Here is a 17937-nt window from a genome sequence, read left to right on the forward strand (position 1 = left end):
CCAATAAATTGTACTTTTTTCTTTCACAACTTGTGATTGACTTGTGATTTAAATCAAATCAATACAAACAATTTTGTGCCATAACAATCTAAAACATAAGTTATGGCAATCGAAGTAATTACCCGCGAAGACCTAAATGAATTTCGCATTCTCCTGCTTTCAGATTTGAAAGAATTATTGAAAGTTAATCCGGGACAAACCAAACAGTGGCTCAAATCCAAAGAAGTCCGCAAACTATTAAACATTTCTCCGGGAACACTGCAAACGCTACGCATCAACAAAACATTATCCTACACTAAAATTGGAGGTATAATCTACTATGCCTACAAGGATATTGAAAAATTACTCGATGAGAATAAAGTAAGTTCTGAGCGCACACTCTTTAATTCAAAGTAATTCAAATCATGAATTACATAAAGCACCTCACTGGCTTTTTTGATAAAGTAGCTAAAGATAGAATGTTGAATCCAACACATGTAAGCCTATACATGTCACTATTTCAATTCTGGAATTACAACCGATTCAAAAACCCGATAAGTATTTCGCGTGATGAGGTCATGAGAATAAGCAAAATAAGCTCAAAAGCAACCTATCACAAATGCCTAAAAATGTTGCATGCACAAGGCTATATCAAATACGAACCCTCATACAATCCATTCAAAGGGAGCCATGTTTTTTTATTCAATTTTTCAGAGGATTTAAAGCCTCTGCCAAAAAACAACAGTTCAAATTTTAAACTTGTTGATGAACAAGTTGTAGACAAGTCTTGTACTGGTTCTGAAACAAGTACTGAACAGGTTCATGAACAAGTCGTAGTACCTTATATAAACAATACAAACAATACAAACGATCTAAACAATTCAAACAGCTTAAACTTGGGCGAGCAAGCAAAAAAAATTGAAGAAGATAATTCCATTTTTAAAAATGGTGATGATTTGAAAGAAGAAAAAAGTTCCGCAAAAAAAGAAGAAATGCCGGTACAATCATCTGATGAGAAAAAAGATTCATCATCACAAGTATTTGCTGACTATGGAGCAGAGTGCAACAACATAAGTCGGCAAATACTCGCTAAAGTAAAACCGCCTGATTTAGATGAAGTCAAGTCACATTTCCTCCAACAAAACTTCCCAGAAATAGAAGCTCAAAAATTCTACAACTACTTTTCAAGTATTGGTTGGCTAGTGGGTGGAAAAATTCCAATGGCCGACTGGCAGGCCGCAGCAAGTAACTGGATGTTGAACGCACCAAAATTCATCTTAAATGAACGAACAGACAGAACAAAACAACTCGACACCTCAGCAAATAAGGACTATTCAGAACCTTTATAGCTATGAAGATATGGTGTTATGGATTGAAAAAAAAGGCCAAGAAATCTATGGTAATCATTTCAAAATTTATGAGAGTGATTATCCAATCATTTATAAACTTATCGCTTATTTTCTAAAAGATGAACCAACATGTTTTCAATATGGGATAAACCTCAACAAAGGAGTTCTTCTATCAGGTCCGATAGGCTGCGGTAAAACTTCAATTATGAACATTATGAAATACCTAACACCTACTGAACATAAATTTTTTGTAAAACCATGCCGGGATATAAGCTTTGAATTCATTCAGGACGGCTACCAAATCATTCACAAATACAGTAAGGGGAAATTATATGAATCAGAGCCTAAAATAATTTGTTTTGATGATTTAGGAACAGAAAACAATCTAAAATATTACGGTAACGAATGTAATATAATGGCAGAAATACTATTAAGTCGCTATGATATTTTTATTGCAAAAAGAATCTCAACCCACATCACTACAAATCTATCAGCATCAGAAATAGAAACCCATTACGGCAAGAGAGTGAGAAGCCGAATGCGGGAACTTTTCAATTTAATAGCATATGATAACAATACTAATGACAAACGTTAAATCGAAAAATTATGAGTAAAGCAGTAGATCTTTTTTGGTCATGGTTCAAGGACCATCAATCTAAATTAAAAACCCTAACCACAATGAGTGCAAAAGAAAAAAAGCATTATGTATATTGGTTGGATTGGCACCTCCATTTTTATGCTCAGGGAGTAGATTTTATCTTGATATTCCCCAACCGAAAAAATGAAAAAACACAAATGATTATCTCAGCCAACGGAAATCCCGACTTTTTTAATAAAGTGGATGAAGTAATAAAATCAGCACCTAAACTGAAAGATTGGGAATTTATAGCATTCGTTCAACCATCCGCAGCTATTGACGAAATGGAAGCGGGATTAGATAAACCTTATGTGTTCAAAGATATCAACCTAAAAGCAAGCGAACTTAAATTCATGCCCTTTGAATACGAAGATTCAAAAAAGATTGACATGATTGTCTACCTGAAGAATTTTACGGTGCATTGCAACAATAAAAACCTACTTGAAGCAATATTTATAATTATACAAGACATAATCGGAGAAAAATCTTTGTATGAAAACATCAATTTTGTAGAATTAGCACAACTGCCAGAACAGGAAGATGATGAATTAATTTACCTATACGATTTGCAATATTTTCTTGACGAAATAAACACTAAAAACGATAAATCATAATGATTTTCGAGTAATTTATATATAAATAATTGTGTTTTAAGGAAATATTAATAAAATATTGATTGAATTTAATTATATTTACGCTGTTTTATTTTAACTGTGAAAAAATACCACTTCATATTACTTCTTTTATTAGGCATATTCTTTATGCCTAATAGTAGTTATGCTTGTGGTGGTTGTTCTGAAAAACATACTTCAAAAAAAGAAGTGACTTCCAAAACAGACAAAGACAGTTGTTGCGAAAGTGACAGTCATTCCAAAACAAAAAACCATAACGGTTGCGGCGGAAAATGTGGTCATTCTAAATGTGTCTGTCCTTCAGCAATTAATGGTTTTACCGTGTCATCTGAACTTATATTAAGAAATAATAGTTTTGATTTTTCTTTTGAAAAACAAAAATTTTCTAACACAGAAACCGCTATATCTTCTGGTTTCTACTTCCTTTGGTTAATACCAAAAATAAGCTAAATCCCTTTTTTGACAGCCATAAGTGTGTCAAATTCATAGCGAATAGCTATTCAATTTAAAACAGTTTTAGATTTTTTTGTTACACCTTTATTTGTGTTGCAATAACATTTCTTTCGCAGCTGTTATCTATTCAAATTTATCTTATCAATAAATCAAAGTAAATTACTTTGATTACTTAAACATTATTTAAAATGAAAAATTCATTTATAAAGGTAATGGTAGCAATAATTGTTGTGCTATCAACCTCTGTCAGTGCACAAATAAAAAATGCTAAAACCGAAAGCGTTAAAGTTTATGGTAATTGCGGTATGTGTGAAACCAAAATCGAAAAAGCAGGAAACATCAAAAATGTTGTTGAAGTTGATTGGAATAAAGACACACAAATAGCAACAGTAACTTATGATGTTACAAAAACAAATCAGGATGAAATTCTAAAACGAATTGCTCTTGCAGGCTACGATAGTGACAAGTTCCTTGCGCCTAATGATGTCTATAATAAACTTCCCGGCTGTTGCCAATATGACCGTGTGGCTAAAATACCAGTAAAAAAAGTAATAAAAGTAGATGCAATATCCAGAGAAAATGGATTAAATGAAAATGACCATAATATGATGGCTGAAAATCAAGACCAGAGCAATAGCGAACAGGCGAAGCAAAGCAATCAGTTACAACCTGTATTTGATAAGTATTTCTTATTGAAAGAAGCGCTTGTAAAATCAGATGCGAAAACAGCCGCTGTTACATCAAAAGACCTTGTGACTTCTATCGAAGCAGTAAAAATGGAAACTTTGAAAATGGAGGTGCACATGGTTTGGATGAAGATATTGAAAGATTTAACAGCTGATGCTAAAAGCATTTCAGAAACGCAAGACATCCAAAAACAAAGAGAAGCTTTCAAAACATTATCAAAAGGAATGTATGAAATAATAAAAGTTTCAAAACCTTCAGAAGCCGTTTACTACCAGTACTGCCCTATGCAGGATGCCAATTGGTTAAGCAAAGAAAATGCAGTCAAAAATCCTTACTACGGAGCACAAATGCTAACCTGTGGTAAAACAGTTGAAACAATTAAATAAAATTTAAAAAATAATAAAATATAAAAAATGAAAACAATAAAATTAAATTCACTTTACGCCTTAGCTACTCTTACAGTGGCATCTTTTTTCATAACAGCTTGTTCAAAAGATAGTAGTTCTGCAACACCACTAAATGTAGATTACCCAGCGGCTTATGTAGTTAATGGTCAAGATGCTACAGTTTCGGTAATTAAATTATCAACTGGTGAAGTAACCGGCACTATATCGTTTCCTGCTTCGGCAATGGTTTCTTGGCCACATCATATTAGTTACCATCAAGGACATTTAGCATTAGGCGTTCCCGGAATGGATTTTAGCGCAGGTCATACTACGACAGGTTCTATGCCTGGTAAAATGTTGATTTTAGATGCAACAAACGGTTCAATAATGGAAAACTTAGATTTACCAGTTATGAATCATAATACAATCTATTCTCCTGATGGTACAGAAATTTGGGTGCCTCAAATGGGAATGGATGGAAAAGTATTGGTTTACAATGCTTCTACTTATGCATTAATGAACACAATTACTGTGGGAATGATGCCAGCTGAATTAACATTTTCATCTGATGGAACAAAAGCTTATGTAGCTAATGGAGACGATGATACAGTATCAATAATTAATGTGGCTACTAAAGCAGTAATAACTACAGTGGCTGTTGGTAACAACCCTGTGGGTGCTTGGACAGGTAGTAACGGACAAATGTTTGTAGATAATGAAGACGGACAATCTATTTCAGTTATCAATGTAGCTACAAACGTTGTTGATCAAACAATTGCTTTAGGCTTCATGCCGGGTATTGCGGCTCATAACGGAACTAAAAATGAATTATGGGTTACTGATCCAATGAATGCAAAAGTACATTACTACACTTGGGATGCAGGCATGTCAATGTGGATGGATGCAGGAGTAATCAATGCTGGTGATGGCGCTCATGCTGTTGCTTTTACAACTGATGGAAATACGGCTTATGTTACTAACCAAATGGCAAAATCAGTTTCAGTAATAAATGTTACTAATCATACTGTTACCAAAACAATTACTGTGGGTAATAAACCAAATGGTATTGTTTTAAAAATGTAACGAGTTTATAAGGCGAAGCAGTAATGTTTCGCCTTATTTAATCAATAAAAAATTATAAAATGAAAATTTCAAAATTACTTTTAACAGCAGTGCTATTGGTTAGCATGGTATCAAAAGCACAAACACTTATACCGATACCTCCAATTGTAACAGGAACCAATATTGACTTAATGGTACAAAGTGGTACAACCCAATTTTATTCTGGGTTTAACACCGTTACTAATGGTTACAATGGCAATTATCTAGGTCCAACTATAGTTTTACAAAAAGGGCAAACGGTGAATTTTAACGTAATGAATATGTTAGGCGAACCAACATCTACACATTGGCATGGTTTACATGTAGCTCCTATGAACGATGGAAGCCCTCATAACCCAATAGCAATTGGAAATACTTGGTCACCTAGTTTTACTGTTATGGATAACGCTGCTACCTATTGGTATCATCCTCATTTAGATGGTTCAACAATGAAGCAGGCTATTAAAGGAGCAGCAGGATTTATAATAGTAAATGATCCTATAGAAAGTGCATTAACATTACCTAGAAACTACGGAATTGATGATATTCCACTTGTTTTCCAATTTGAAACGTTCGATACTACAACTAAACAAATCGTAATCAATGATGAACTGGATAATGCCGTTTTAGTAAATGGTGTTGTAGCAAACGCTATGGTAAATTTACCGGCTCAGGTAGTCCGTTTACGATTACTAAATGCTTCAAGTCATCGTTTTTTTGAATTTGCATTAAATGACAATCGAAGCTTCAGTCAAATCACCTCAGATGACGGTTTGTTAAATGCTCCTGTTGCCATGACTAAATTACTTTTAAGCCCAGGAGAAAGAGCAGAAATACTAGTCAATTTTGCAGGTCAACAAGGAAACACTTATTATTTAAAACAAAACGGAACACAACTACCAGCTGGTTATCCCGGAGGTCCTTTAGGAGGTATGGGAGGAACTTTAGGCCCTCTCGACAATATCAACTTCAACTTGCTTCAAATAAATGTAACAGCACCAACAGCCAACCCTGTAACAACAATTCCAACAACATTAACAACAAATACAATTCTGTCAGAAGTAGCAGCATCAAGTAGAACTATTGCAATAACGGGTTCTCCGGCTATGAGTATGACTAATTTTTTAATGAACGGGGTACAATTTAACCCGGCTGTAATTAATTTCACTACACAGCAGGATGTGGTAGAAGTTTGGAATATTACAAATTCATCAATGATGCCGCATCCATTTCATATTCACGGGAATCATTTTTATGTTCTAAAAGTCAATGGAGCAACGCCACCACTTAATATGCAGGGACGCAAAGATGTGATTACTGTACCGCCAAATGGTGGTAGTGTAAAATTGATTACACAATACAAAGATTTTAGTGATGCCACTATGCCATACATGTATCATTGTCACATCCTTAGTCACGAAGATGGTGGCATGATGGGGCAATTTATAGTGAATGCTAATTTGGGGCTTAATGAAACTACAAGTAATCAAGGAATAAAAGTATACCCAAACCCTATCAATAACGCTCAGTTTTTAAACATTCAATCAGATAGTAATTTGCAATCAATAGAGTTTTTTGATGTTCTTGGAAGATCAGTTTTATTAAAAAATGTACAAAACAAAATCGAAACTATTGCTGTACCAAATTCATCTGGAGTTTATATGTTGAAAATTGAAACAGAAAATAAAATCGTTACACAAAAAATTATAGTTAATTAAAACGTTACTTATGAAAAATATAATGCTTTCAGCCATAGCAATGGCATTTGTTCTAGTTTCTTGTAATCAAAAAAACAACGAAGCTTCAACAACTAATTCAGAAAAAACAGAAAGTGCCTCGCAATTATATGCCTGTCCAATGCACCCGGAAGTAACCGGTAAAAAGGGTGAGAAATGCTCAAAATGTGGCATGGAATTAACCGAGCCAGTTCCAACCACAGAGTCAAAAACGACTGATACAATAGCAAAAACTGAAGCAAATGTTGATAGTGCTACAGTAACTCCAAAAGATTATGTAAATGACATTATAACGTGCTACATAAATCTTAAAAACAATTTAGTAAAAGATGATTCTAAAGGTGCTGCAGATAACGGAAAATTATTATTGGCATCGCTTAACAGATTTGATACAAAAACGCTAAATGCAGAACAGAAAAAGGAATATCTTGATATTGCCGATGATGCTAAAGAAAACGCAGAACATATCGGAGATAACGCTGGTAAATTAGAACACCAAAGAGAACATTTTGTACTTTTAAGTAAGGATATAAACGATTTAATTAAAATTTTCGGTTCTCACAGACAACTATACCAAGACTATTGCCCAATGGCAAATGACGGTAAAGGCGCAATTTGGATAAGCGAAGTTAAAGACATTAAAAATCCATACCAAGGCAGCAAAATGTTAACTTGTGGTTCTATCAAAAAAACGTACTAAATGAAAAAAAGCATCAAAAAAATAGCATGGATGACAGTTATTATTTTTTTGCTGATACAATGTTATCAACCTGCTCGTAACATAGGTTATGAGCAGCATTTTTCATCCAATTTTACAGAAATGTATAACGTACCGAAAAATATTGAAACCATAGTAAGAACATCATGCTACGATTGCCATAGCGATAATACAAACTATCCATGGTATTCTTATATACAGCCTATCCGCTTTTTCATGGATAGTCATATTAACAATGGGAAAAAAGACTTAAATTTCAATGAATTTGGAAACTATTCCGGTCGCAAACAACGGAGTAAATTAGAGGCAATTAGTAAACAAATACAATCTGATGAAATGCCTTTAAGTTCTTATACACTGATTCATAAAAACGCAAAGCTTTCCAAAACTCAAAAGCAAGAAGTAATAAAATGGTTAACTAAAATAAACGATAGTCTTTCATCTGAATATTGATATCATGGTCGAAAAATTAATAACCTTCTCACTGCAAAATCGATTTATTGTGCTACTTGTTGCCGCCGGTCTATTCGGTTGGGGCGTTTATAGTGTGCAACAAAATCCCATAGATGCCATTCCTGATCTATCCGAGAACCAAGTAATTGTTTTCACAGAATGGATGGGAAGAAGTCCTCAAGTTATAGAAGCTCAAGTAACTTATCCTTTAGTTTCAAATCTTCAAGGAATCCCTAAAATCAAAAACATCCGGGCAGCTTCAATGTTCGGTATGAGTTTCGTATACATCGTTTTTGAAGACAACGTCGATACCTATTGGGCAAGAACACGAGTGCTCGAAAGATTAAATTATGCTCAAAGACTTTTACCTCAAAATGTTGTGCCAACATTAGGCCCTGATGGTACAGGTGTGGGTCACATATTTTGGTATCACTTAGATGCTAAAGGAATGGATTTAGGGGAACAACGCGCCTTGCAGGATTGGTATGTAAAATTCGCACTTCAAACAGTTCCCGGCGTTGCCGAAGTAGCTTCTTTCGGCGGTTTTGAAAAACAATACCAATTAGTTTTAGACCCACTCAAAATGCAATATTATAACGTCAGTATGATGGAAGTTATGAATGCGGTTAAAGCAAATAACAACGATGTTGGTGGTCGCAAATTTGAAATGAGTAATATGTCTTATATCGTCAGAGGGCTTGGTTACATAAAAAACATAAAAGATGTAGAAGCTATTGCCATCAAAAATTACAATTCCATACCGGTAAGAGTTAGAGACATCGGCTCAATACAAATGGGTGGTGATTTGCGTTTGGGTATTTTTGACCAAAACGGCACCGGCGAAGTGGTAGGCGGAATCGTCGTAATGCGTAATGGAGAAAATGCTGATAAAGTGATTAAGGCTGTAAAAGCAAAAATGAAAGAGGTAGAAAAAGGACTTCCTAATGGAGTTACTTTCAAAACTTCATATGACAGAAGTGAATTAATTGAAAATGCTATAGCTTCTGTAAAAGGTACTTTAACCGAAGAAATGATTACTGTTTCCATAGTAATTCTAATCTTCCTATTTCACTGGCGTAGTGCTTTGATAATACTAATACAATTACCCATTTCAGTTGCTGTTGGATTTATCTTATTACAAGCATTTGGAATTTCATCCAACATAATGTCTTTAACCGGAATTGCTTTAGCAATTGGTGTCGTCGTTGATGATGGAATTGTTATGGTAGAAAATGCCTATCGGAGTATTTCTGAGCGACAACAGGAATTGGATAATACTAAAACATAGTGGATATGATAACTAAATTTAAAAATATTTTCAAAAAAGAACACGACCCATTATCACCTGAAGAAAGATTAAAAATTATAGAATCTTCTTCTAAACTAGTTGGTCCGGGAGTTTTTTATTCTACCATAATTGTTATAGCTTCTTTTTTACCTGTATTTCTTCTTTCAGGCATGGAAGGTAAATTATTTAGTCCATTGGCTTATACCAAGTCATTTATTCTAATTGTAGATGCTTTTTTTGCCATTACACTTACACCTGTATTAATAAGTTTTTTGCTAAAGGGAAAGCTAAGACCGGAAGAAAAAAACCCGATAAATAAAAAGTTAGAAAAATTCTATACGCCTATATTAACCTTATGTTTAAAATGGAGAAAAACCGTTCTGGGAGTAAATATCATAGCCCTATTAATTGGTGTGCTGATGTTTACACGCTTGGGTTCCGAGTTCATGCCTCCTTTAGACGAAGGTTCTATTTTGTTCATGCCGGTAACATTACCTGATGTTTCTAATTCAGAAGTGAAACGAATACTGCAAGTACAGGATAAATTGATAAAATCAGTTCCCGAAGTTGCCCATGTTTTAGGAAAAGCTGGAAGGGCTAATACAGCTACAGACAATAGTCCTGTTAGTATGATTGAAACCATTATCCTTTTAAAACCAAAAAATGAATGGCGGGGAGGAAAAACAAAGAATGACATTATAACCGAAATAAATAATAAGCTCCAAATACCGGGAGTGACCAACGGTTTTACACAGCCCATAATTAATAGAATAAACATGCTATCTACCGGAATCAGAACCGATGTCGGTATAAAAATTTATGGTGAAAGTTTAGATACTATCAATGTTTTGGCGCAAAAAATTAAAAAAACACTGGAAGGTACTTCGGGTGTAAAAGATTTATATGCAGAACCAATAACCGGTGGTAAGTATATTGATATCGAAGCTAAAAGAGAGGTGATTGGCAGATATGGTCTTTCTATTGATGATATTAATAATGTCGTTGAGGCTGCTATTGGCGGTATGACCTTAACAACTACCATTGAAGGAAGAAGACGTTTTTCCGTAAATGCCCGTTATGCGCAAGAATACCGAAATAGCCTGGAAGCATTAAAAAAACTACAAGTTCAAACCATGCAATTTGGGCCAATTCCATTAGAGACAGTTGCCAATATCTCAATAAGTGATGGTCCACCAATGATAAATAGTGAAAACGCAATGCTCCGAGGTAGTGTTTTGTTTAATGTTCGGGATCGCGATTTAGGAAGTACTGTAAAAGAGGCTCAAAAGAAACTAAACGATATGATGTCCAAAATGCCTAAAGGATATTATATTGAATGGAGTGGCCAATGGGAAAACCAACTCAGAGCCAATAAAACATTGAGCCTGATTATGCCTATTGTTATCATGATAATTTTTCTAATCCTGTATTTTACATATCGTTCCATGAAAGAAGCAATAATCACAATGATTACCGTTCCTTTTGCACTCATTGGTGGTGTGTTCATGGTGTACTTTTATGGCATTAATTTATCCGTAGCCGTAGCGGTTGGATTCATTGCTTTGTTCGGTTTAGCCATCGAAACCGCAATGCTGATAACGATTTACTTAAACGAAGCGATGAACAAAATGGTGGCTAAACACGGTAACAGTAAAGAAACAATCACAGAAGATATTTTAAGGGAATATATCATTGAGGGTTCTGCCAAAAGGTTACGACCAAAGTTAATGACGGTTTCCGTTTCACTCTTTGGTTTAATCCCTATACTTTGGGCAACAGGTACTGGTGCCGATGTCATGCTTCCTATTACGGTGCCACTTATTGGTGGTACCATAACCTCAACAATATATGTATTATTAGTAACTCCGGTTGTTTTTGAAATGGTGAAACTTCGCGAATTAAAAACAAAAGGAAAAATAGATATTATCAATGCTAAGTAAAAAACATTATATAGTACTAAGTTGTTTGATATTCACTACTACGATAGTAGCACAAACAATTACACTGGATCAGGTTTTGACCAATATCAAAACCAATAATCCTCAATTAAAAATGTATGATGCCGATATCCAAAGTATGGATGCAGCGGCCAAAGGAGCCAAAAGTTGGATGCCTCCTCAAATTGAAACAGGGATATATATGGCCCCATATAATACGAAACTTTGGAAAGCAGATGATATGTCACCGGGAATGGGTTCTTATATGCTAGGTGTTACTCAAATGATTCCAAATGCGAAGAAGCTAAATGCTGATTATAAATATATGAACGCCATGTCTTCAGTAGAAACTGAAAACAAAAACTACACTATCAATCAGTTAAATGCTATTGCAAAAACAAATTATTACCAGTGGATTGTCAGCACTAAAAAAATTCAAATTGCTAATGATAACCTGTTACTTTTAGAGTATATGATTAAAAGTATGGAAATCAGATATCAATACAATATGGATAAATTGCCATCCTACTACAAAGCAAAATCTGAGTACAGCAAACTGGAAAGCATGATTGTAATGTTGCAAAATGACGTTTCTCAAAAAAGAATAATGCTCAATACATTAATGGCACGTGATATAAATACTCCTTTTGAAATCGATACCAACTATACCTTAAATGACTTTGCAACTATAAAAACAGATTCCCTTTCCCTTTCCCAAAGCAGAAGTGACATCAAAGCAATAGATAAAACCATCGCTTTAAACCAGCTAAAAATTCAAGCGGAAAAAACGAAATTTTTGCCTGAATTTGGAATTAAATACGATCATATGTTTGCCTTTGGTGCACAACCGCAACAATTCTCATTAATGGGGATGATAACTATTCCAATGCCTTGGTCAACAAAGATGAATAAAGCCAATATCAATAGTTTTCGAATTAAAAAGGAAAGCCTCAATTGGCAAAAGCAAATGATTTTAAATGAAACTTCCGGTATGATTTCCGGCATGATTACAGAGTTAAATAATTTAAAAAAGCAATACAGTATAGCCGAAAAAAGTAGCATCCCTGCGCTAAAAAAAAACTACGACACAGCAGTTTTAGCATGGCAAAATAACACAGGTGACTTATTTGTGACTTTAGATGCCTGGGAAGCTTTAAACATGACGCAAATGGATATTTTAGATAAATTACAAGCTATCCTATTGACGCAAACAGAAATTGAAAAACAACTCGAAATAAAATAGTTATGAATAAGTATTTAAAATACATAGTGACATTTATAATATTGATTTCCGTTGGAATTGGCGGCTATTTTTATTTCCAAAAATCAGAAAATCACTCTGAACATTCACAACAGGAAATACTATATACCTGCTCAATGCACCCACAAATTATTAGAAAACAACCGGGAAATTGTCCTATTTGTGGAATGACTTTAGTTGAAAAAGTAACAAAAGACCATTCAGATCATAATGATAAAATAGAACACCTTTTAAAACCAACCGATAATTTTATCGTGGGAAATTTTGAAACAACAACAGCAAAAGACACTGCAATTAGCAATGACATAGTTTTACCCGGAATAGTAGCATTTAATCAAAAATCAGCCACTAACATCGCAGCAAGAATCAACGGTAGAATTGAAAAATTGTATGTGAACTACAAATTTCAGAAGATTACTAAAGGTCAAAAGTTATTCGAAATATACAGTCCTGAATTGCTTACGGAACAACAAAATTTCATTTACCTAATTACAAACGATACCGAAAACAAATCTATTATTAATGCGGCCAAACAAAAATTGTTGTTATACGGTATGACCGGTAATCAAATTAATGGACTCGTAGCAACAAAAAAAACAAACCCGACTGTAACCATATACAGCCCAGCCTCCGGAATCGTGATGGGTACAGATAAAATGACGGATGCTAATGTTGCAGCAATGACTGATGCAAGCAGCAATACAGAAACATTAGACATCAAAGAAGGAAGTTATATTACCAAAGGTGCTATTGTTTTTAAACTATTAAATACAGACAAAGTTTGGGGAGTTTTTAATGTGCTTCAGGGCTATGCTACTAGTATAAAAATAAATCAACCGATAGCAATTACCTCTGAATTAGATGAAAATGACACTATTAACAGCCAAATAAATTTTGTGGAAACACAATTAAATCAAGCGGATAAAACCAATAGAATAAGGGTGTATTTAAACAACAATAAACTTAAACTGCCTATTGGCTCAAGATTACAAGGGATTGTAAAAGTCAAATCAACAAAAGCCATTTGGTTATCAAAAGAGTCTATGGTTAGTTTAGGAAATCAAAAAGTTGTATTTCTTAAAAAAGAAAACGGATTTCAAGCAATTGCAATAAAAACAGGATTAGAAAACAACGATTATGTTCAAGTTTTAAACGGAATTTCTTCTAATGATACTATTGCAAAAAATGCCCAATTTTTAATTGATAGCGAGAGCTTCATTAAAACCAAGTAACAATGAAAAAAACAAAATACATTGGAATACTGATAATAGTATTTATCGTATTATCAGCATGTCACTCAAAAGACAAAGAAGACCATAGTGGTCATGATATGAATCCTGAAACAAATGAGCAAACAGACGTTAACGAAATTAGTTTAAGCAAACAGCAAATAAAATTAGGCAATATCACGACACAAACTATTGCCGAAACTCAAAGTAGCTTAAATCAAACTTATACCGGTGTTTTGACAATAAATCAGGAAAAGGTTGCTACCATTTCTGCAAAAGCAATGGGCAGAATTGAAAAATTGTTCTTGAAAACAACAGGGGAATATGTCACAAAAAACACTCCGGTTTATAGTTTGTATAGTGAAGATATTGCAATTGCAAAACAAGATTATAGTGCAGCTTATAAGCAATTGGCTATGCCAGGTGATTTTGGAAAAAATGCTCAAAACTTACTCAAAGCTGCCAAACAAAAATTGCAGTATTATGGGGTAACAAACAGTCAGATTGAAAATAATAAAGGGACTATAGATGTTTCACCATATACCACATTTTACAGTAATACAAACGGCTATGTTTCAGAAATAATAGCAACAGAAGGTAGTTATGTAATGGAAGGTAGTCCCTTGATTAAATTAGCTGATTTAAACACTCTTTGGCTCGAAATACAAGTAAACGTAAACTACGCTAAAAATTTGTCTGTTGGGCAATCAGCTACTGTTTCCTTCGCTGATTTTCCGGAAAAAACAATAAAAGCAAAAATTTCATTTATCAATCCTGAAATAATACCCAATACAAGACTACTGTTAATACGATTGCAAATACCCAATCAAAATTTACAACTAAAACCGGGAATGCAGGCCATTGCCAAAATAAACCAAGCAGCCGTTAAAGGACTTTTTATACCTACAGATGCTGTCATACGAGAGCAAAACGCCTCCTATATATGGGTTGAAAAAAGACCAGGTGTATTTGAAAACCTAATGGTTGAAACAGGCATTGAAACTAACGGGATGATTGAAATAAAATCAGAAATTGATGCTTCAAAAAAAATAGTGATTACCGGAACTTATGCTATTAATAGTGAATATAAATTCCGTAAAGGTAGCGACCCTATGGAAGGAATGAAAATGTAATTTAAATAGTAACGATGAACAATCTTAATCAAATAATACAGCAATACAAAAACGACAACGAAAGTGTTTACAATACGTGGTTTGTTGACAATGACCAAAGACTAAAAGCATTCCGAACAATTCGGCGTGGTGTTTTGCAGGTCATAGAGGATATCAAAAATAAAAACTTCCCAAACGATTTTAAAGAAAGTAGTTTAGAGTTTGTGTTGAATTGTATTGCAGAACAAAAGCAAGTTTTTGTAGGTGTGGCGCATCCTTTCTATTGGAAACCCAAATTGCGCATCCCTGATATTTATGAAAACCAAAACAACAAAATAGCCTTCGGTCAATTCCTCGAAAACTGCATCAATGCTAAATCGGAAGAGCAAGTGGTGAAAGAAATTGTAAAATTAGATGCACTCAAAATTAAGGGGCTTGGACCGGCAGTGGCAAGTATTCTGTATTTTATACATCCAACCTGGTTTCCGCCATTCAATACAGCTATTCTCAACGGATTTAATTTCTTGTACAAAGACAAAAAGAAATTAGGAAGTTGGACAGAATACCTAAAAATACGTGAAACACTACTCGAAACAAACAGCGCACATAAATCTGAATTATCCAATGATTTAGGAGCAATCGCAGGACTGTGTTTTGAAATTGGAACGCAAAAAATGTTAATAGGTAATGATGAATATTTAAGTGAAGAGGAACGTAATAAATTTGAAAAGAACATTGTAAAACGCCAAAAGGAAATTCAGGAAGAAAAGCAGGAAGAAAATCTTCATAGTGAAATGCAATACCATTTATTAAAAATTGGAGCGTCATTAGGTTTTGATGTCACACCTGCCAGTAATGATAAGAGTAAAGCATTCAATGGACAAAGTTTTTCTTTTATCTCTATGAATAAATTTCCGGAGTTACCTTGCGATAAAGACACACAAAACACCATTAAACTTATTGATGTGCTTTGGTTTGAAAAAGGAACCAATAACATTATTGGAGCATTTGAAGTAGAAAAAAGCACTAGTATTTACTCCGGGATATTACGTCTTTCCGACCTCTATTTTAGCATTTCCGATGGTGATGAAGTATTCTATATCATAATCCCCGATAGCCGTGAAAAAGATGTGATTCAGCAACTCAACAGACCTGCTATTAAAAATTCAAAAATGGTTATCAAATACATATTGTTTTCAGAATTGAGAGCCAATTGTGATGCCATTTGCAAATTTGGTTCAGACCATTCAATAATGGATAAAATAGCAAAATCAATTGGAACCTTATAATATTCTTTAAAAAAAAGGGGGTTTAAAAATCAAACAACTAAAACCCAAAATTGTGCAACTCCAATAAACCGTTATAACTGGAAATTTGTATTAAAATAACAACAGGATGATACATACTTATAACATTACCGGAATGACTTGTGATGGTTGTCGTGCCAAAGTCGAAAAAACATTGAATGCTATTGCTGGCGTTGAAGCTAAAGTTTCATTAAACCCACCAATAGCAACTATAACTATGGAAAAACACATTCCAACAACACAGCTTCAAGAAGCATTAACAGCAGTTGGAAAATACACCATAGAAATGTCTAATGGAAAAAATCCACATGAATCAAATACAAAGGAAGCTACTTCAAAATCTTGTTGCTCCACACATTCTCACAGCCACAAGAATGAAATAAAAGCGCCAAGTAATGCTAATGGAAAATACTATTGCCCAATGCATTGTGAAGGAGAAAAAGTTTATGACAAAGCAGGTGACTGCCCTGTTTGCGGAATGGATTTAGTCAAAGCACCGGAACTAATCGTTAGCAAGACTCTATATACTTGTCCAATGCATCCCGAAGTAATTAGCGAAAATACGGGTTCTTGTCCTATCTGTGGTATGGATTTAGTACCAATGAATCCAACTGACACCGAAGACCAGAAAACGTATAAAGATCTGCTAAAGAAAATGAAAATAGCGGTAGTCTTCACAGTTCCCATTTTTGCTATTGCAATGATAGAAATGGCTCACAATAATCCTTTATTGCAAATAATGGACGCCTCAAAATGGAATTGGGTGCAATTAATACTATCGCTTCCAGTGGTTTTTTATGCTTGTTGGATATTCTTTGTCCGAGCATGGAAATCAATTATTTCATGGAATTTGAATATGTTTACCCTTATCGGAATTGGCACAGGAGTAGCATTTTTATTTAGTCTAGTCGGAATGTTTTTTCCTGATGTTTTTCCAAACGAATTCAAGACGGAACATGGAACAGTACTATTATACTTCGAAGCTACAACAGTTATTCTGACTTTAGTTTTGCTGGGCCAATTGTTAGAAGCCAGAGCGCACAGCCAAACAAGCGGAGCAATTAAAGAATTATTAAAACTCGCACCAACCGAAGCTACATTGGTTATTGATGGAAGCGATAAAGTAATCTCAATCCATGACATCAAGAAAGGTGATTTATTAAGAGTAAAACCTGGAGACAAAATCCCTGTTGACGGAAAAATAACCGACGGGGAAAGCAGTATAGACGAAGCCATGATTACAGGCGAACCAATTCCTGTCGATAAAAAGAAAGGCGATAACGTAATTTCAGGAACAATAAATGGAAACAAATCCTTTGTGATGGTTGCCGAAAAAGTGGGTTCAGAAACTTTGCTTTCTCAAATCGTACAGATGGTAAATGATGCTAGTCGTTCAAGAGCACCTATTCAGAAACTTGCCGACAGCATAGCCAAATATTTTGTGCCAATTGTTGTAATCATTTCTGCTTTAACTTTTTTTATTTGGGCAAAATTTGGTCCAGAACCTGCTTTAGTATATGGTTTTATAAATGCTATAGCGGTATTAATAATAGCGTGTCCTTGCGCTTTAGGTTTGGCAACGCCTATGTCAGTAATGGTAGGTGTTGGTAAGGGTGCCCAATCAGGTGTTTTGATAAAAAATGCCGAAGCTTTAGAAAACATGAATAAAGTA

17 protein-coding genes are annotated in these 17937 nt (G+C 34.4%); all 17 read left to right on the forward strand.

The window, feature by feature from the left end; all coding sequences use genetic code 11:
- Window positions 1-102: 102 nt before the first annotated feature.
- Window positions 103-396, forward strand: a complete 294-nt coding sequence (locus tag V7D82_RS11480) for a helix-turn-helix domain-containing protein (RefSeq protein WP_333601122.1) — start codon at window positions 103-105, stop codon at window positions 394-396.
- A gap of 8 nt (window positions 397-404) precedes the next feature.
- Complete coding sequence (locus V7D82_RS11485; protein ID WP_162127988.1) at window positions 405-1328, forward strand: transcriptional regulator; 924 nt, start codon at window positions 405-407, stop codon at window positions 1326-1328.
- Entirely contained in the window at window positions 1261-1923 is a 663-nt protein-coding gene (locus V7D82_RS11490; RefSeq protein WP_333601123.1) for an AAA family ATPase, read from the forward strand. The genes V7D82_RS11485 and V7D82_RS11490 overlap by 68 nt, the downstream gene beginning before the upstream one ends.
- Before the next feature lie 83 nt (window positions 1924-2006).
- Window positions 2007-2579 (forward strand): hypothetical protein, encoded by a 573-nt coding sequence (locus V7D82_RS11495; protein ID WP_333601124.1) that lies wholly within the window; start codon window positions 2007-2009, stop codon window positions 2577-2579.
- A 99-nt stretch (window positions 2580-2678) separates the two neighbouring features.
- Entirely contained in the window at window positions 2679-3047 is a 369-nt protein-coding gene (locus V7D82_RS11500) for a hypothetical protein (protein WP_333601125.1), read from the forward strand.
- Window positions 3048-3238: 191 nt separating this feature from the next.
- On the forward strand, window positions 3239-4123 hold the full coding sequence (locus V7D82_RS11505; protein WP_333601126.1) for a DUF3347 domain-containing protein: 885 nt from the start codon (window positions 3239-3241) through the stop codon (window positions 4121-4123).
- 27 nt (window positions 4124-4150) lie between these two features.
- Window positions 4151-5206, forward strand: coding sequence for a YncE family protein (locus tag V7D82_RS11510; protein ID WP_333601127.1), 1056 nt, complete (start codon window positions 4151-4153; stop codon window positions 5204-5206).
- Between the two features lie 59 nt (window positions 5207-5265).
- The gene (locus tag V7D82_RS11515) at window positions 5266-6942 is read left to right on the forward strand and encodes a multicopper oxidase domain-containing protein (RefSeq protein WP_333601128.1); all 1677 of its coding nucleotides are present in this window, start codon (window positions 5266-5268) and stop codon (window positions 6940-6942) included.
- A gap of 10 nt (window positions 6943-6952) precedes the next feature.
- Complete coding sequence (locus V7D82_RS11520) at window positions 6953-7660, forward strand: DUF3347 domain-containing protein (protein WP_333601129.1); 708 nt, start codon at window positions 6953-6955, stop codon at window positions 7658-7660.
- Window positions 7661-8131, forward strand: coding sequence for a heme-binding domain-containing protein (locus tag V7D82_RS11525; RefSeq protein ID WP_162127981.1), 471 nt, complete (start codon window positions 7661-7663; stop codon window positions 8129-8131).
- A 49-nt stretch (window positions 8132-8180) separates the two neighbouring features.
- Window positions 8181-9419, forward strand: coding sequence for an efflux RND transporter permease subunit (locus V7D82_RS11530; protein WP_333601130.1), 1239 nt, complete (start codon window positions 8181-8183; stop codon window positions 9417-9419).
- Between the two features lie 5 nt (window positions 9420-9424).
- A complete protein-coding gene (locus V7D82_RS11535; RefSeq protein WP_333601131.1) occupies window positions 9425-11359 on the forward strand; it encodes an efflux RND transporter permease subunit in 1935 nt (644 codons plus the stop codon).
- 76 nt (window positions 11360-11435) lie between these two features.
- Window positions 11436-12599 carry a TolC family protein gene (locus V7D82_RS11540; protein ID WP_333601132.1) on the forward strand — a complete coding sequence of 388 codons (1164 nt, stop codon included), beginning with the start codon at window positions 11436-11438 and terminating at the stop codon, window positions 12597-12599.
- Between the two features lie 2 nt (window positions 12600-12601).
- Complete coding sequence (locus V7D82_RS11545; protein ID WP_333601133.1) at window positions 12602-13849, forward strand: efflux RND transporter periplasmic adaptor subunit; 1248 nt, start codon at window positions 12602-12604, stop codon at window positions 13847-13849.
- Window positions 13850-13851: 2 nt separating this feature from the next.
- Window positions 13852-14979: an efflux RND transporter periplasmic adaptor subunit gene (locus tag V7D82_RS11550; RefSeq protein ID WP_333601134.1), complete on the forward strand. Its 1128-nt coding sequence runs from the start codon at window positions 13852-13854 to the stop codon at window positions 14977-14979.
- A 14-nt stretch (window positions 14980-14993) separates the two neighbouring features.
- Window positions 14994-16247 carry a hypothetical protein gene (locus V7D82_RS11555; protein ID WP_333601135.1) on the forward strand — a complete coding sequence of 418 codons (1254 nt, stop codon included), beginning with the start codon at window positions 14994-14996 and terminating at the stop codon, window positions 16245-16247.
- A 106-nt stretch (window positions 16248-16353) separates the two neighbouring features.
- On the forward strand, window positions 16354-17937 hold a 1584-nt coding region (locus V7D82_RS11560), incomplete at its 3' end, for an HAD-IC family P-type ATPase (RefSeq protein WP_333601136.1).

The organism is Flavobacterium sp., from assembly GCF_036741995.1.
Lineage (GTDB): Bacteria > Bacteroidota > Bacteroidia > Flavobacteriales > Flavobacteriaceae > Flavobacterium.

Excerpts from the sequence above, each read along its gene's own strand:
- V7D82_RS11485 (WP_162127988.1), top strand. The coding sequence starts at position 405 with ATGAATTACATAAAGCACCTCACTGGCTTTTTTGATAAAGTAGCTAAA.
- V7D82_RS11495 (WP_333601124.1), top strand. The coding sequence starts at position 2,007 with ATGAGTGCAAAAGAAAAAAAGCATTATGTATATTGGTTGGATTGGCAC.
- V7D82_RS11550 (WP_333601134.1), top strand. The coding sequence starts at position 13,852 with ATGAAAAAAACAAAATACATTGGAATACTGATAATAGTATTTATCGTA.
- V7D82_RS11480 (WP_333601122.1), top strand. The coding sequence starts at position 103 with ATGGCAATCGAAGTAATTACCCGCGAAGACCTAAATGAATTTCGCATT.
- V7D82_RS11535 (WP_333601131.1), top strand. The coding sequence starts at position 9,425 with ATGATAACTAAATTTAAAAATATTTTCAAAAAAGAACACGACCCATTA.
- V7D82_RS11515 (WP_333601128.1), top strand. The coding sequence starts at position 5,266 with ATGAAAATTTCAAAATTACTTTTAACAGCAGTGCTATTGGTTAGCATG.
- V7D82_RS11490 (WP_333601123.1), top strand. The coding sequence starts at position 1,261 with ATGAACGAACAGACAGAACAAAACAACTCGACACCTCAGCAAATAAGG.
- V7D82_RS11555 (WP_333601135.1), top strand. The coding sequence starts at position 14,994 with ATGAACAATCTTAATCAAATAATACAGCAATACAAAAACGACAACGAA.
- V7D82_RS11520 (WP_333601129.1), top strand. The coding sequence starts at position 6,953 with ATGAAAAATATAATGCTTTCAGCCATAGCAATGGCATTTGTTCTAGTT.
- V7D82_RS11525 (WP_162127981.1), top strand. The coding sequence starts at position 7,661 with ATGAAAAAAAGCATCAAAAAAATAGCATGGATGACAGTTATTATTTTT.
- V7D82_RS11510 (WP_333601127.1), top strand. The coding sequence starts at position 4,151 with ATGAAAACAATAAAATTAAATTCACTTTACGCCTTAGCTACTCTTACA.
- V7D82_RS11505 (WP_333601126.1), top strand. The coding sequence starts at position 3,239 with ATGAAAAATTCATTTATAAAGGTAATGGTAGCAATAATTGTTGTGCTA.
- V7D82_RS11545 (WP_333601133.1), top strand. The coding sequence starts at position 12,602 with ATGAATAAGTATTTAAAATACATAGTGACATTTATAATATTGATTTCC.